The sequence below is a fragment of the Winogradskyella luteola genome, from assembly GCF_019203985.1.
Taxonomy (GTDB): domain Bacteria; phylum Bacteroidota; class Bacteroidia; order Flavobacteriales; family Flavobacteriaceae; genus Winogradskyella; species Winogradskyella luteola.
Genome location: NZ_JAGSPD010000034.1, coordinates 1 through 1,293 on the forward strand (window position 1 = coordinate 1; position 1,293 = coordinate 1,293).

Annotated in this window: 2 protein-coding genes; both read left to right on the top strand. The window is 36.3% G+C overall.

What is annotated here, in order from left to right; all coding sequences use genetic code 11:
- Positions 1 to 990 (top strand): RHS repeat domain-containing protein (locus KCG49_RS16275; RefSeq protein ID WP_305729002.1); only part of this gene is annotated, 990 nt, incomplete at its 5' end.
- A 1-nt stretch (position 991) separates the two neighbouring features.
- Positions 992 to 1,279: a hypothetical protein gene (locus tag KCG49_RS16280; RefSeq protein ID WP_218548015.1), complete on the top strand. Its 288-nt coding sequence runs from the start codon at positions 992 to 994 to the stop codon at positions 1,277 to 1,279.
- Positions 1,280 to 1,293: the final 14 nt, after the last annotated feature.

Here is a 1,293-nt window from a genome sequence, read left to right on the forward strand (position 1 = left end):
CTAAAACATAAGGGGTACAACAACAACGTCTCGGCGAATTCTAATTCGGTCGCGCGCAGGTTTATGTTCGGCGGGAAGGAATTCAACGACGAGCTTGGACTGGATTGGTATGATGTTAGCGCAAGGAATTATGACCCAGCTCTTGGTAGATGGATGAATTTAGACCCATTAGCAGAAGATATGACAAGGCATAGTCCATATAATTTTGGGTTTAATAATCCTATTTATTTTCAAGATTATGATGGAATGGCTCCATCAGGACCAGGAGACCCTCCATCATTATGGGGATTTGTTAAAACGTATGCAAAAGCTCAAGTTAATGGAGTAAAAAATTATGTTTCAAATACTTATAATGGCGTAAAGACTTTAGTAAAAAACCCAGGAGTACTTTTTACACCAGATACTAAAACTTCTTTTAAAGACAGAGTAGTTAATGCAGCTATCAATTCAAATAGAACTATTAAGGCCGCTTTTAAAATTGGAAAGGGGTATCAAGAAGGTGGTGTAGAAGGTGCTTTAACTGCGCAAGCAGAAGTACAAGTAAGTAATACTGTTGAATTGGCTACTACCCTTGGTGGTGGCGGATTACTTTCTAAAGCAGATGATGCCGTAAATGCAGCAGCTAAGGTTTCAAATAAAGTAGATGATGTCGCAGCATTATCGGATGATGCTCTAGTTGTTAGAGGAGGCTCAAATACTCCTGATAGATTTGACGGAGGTAGTGGAGTTTCTTCAAGATTATCTGATAGGATGTTAGATGGAATTTCTGTAAATAGTAAAACTGGGAGCACAATTGAAGAGTTGTCGAAGGGAATTCCTCATAAAAAAGTTGGAGTCACAACGGTAGGGGCAGTTAGAAAAGCTGGAGGTGATGTAATATCTTCTCCTACAAAATACAACCCAAATCATGCAACTATGTCGATACCTAATTCTAAGACAGCCTCTAGTTTAATGAATGTAATTATAAAACCTATATTTAATAATCAATAGTATGATAGACGAAAAAGAATTAAAAGAAATTGAAAAAAGATGTAAATATTCAACACGTGGTCCATGGAAAGCATATATAGAAGGACGAGACCATTCAAGCGGTTCCCATTTTATAATGACTGGGGATGAAAATGATAGAGGAGAAGATTTTGAAATTGAAGGAGCCAGAGTAGATGACTATATTTTTATTGCAAATGCTAAACAAGATATTCCAAAATTAATAGATGAAATTAGGAGATTAAAAAACTTGGTTGGTAATGATGGTAATGGTGGTAGTGTTTTAAAATAGGACACAATATCATA

Bases quoted from the DNA above. Each gene is read 5' to 3' on its own strand.
- KCG49_RS16280 (WP_218548015.1), top strand. From the start codon at position 992: ATGATAGACGAAAAAGAATTAAAAGAAATTGAAAAAAGATGTAAATAT.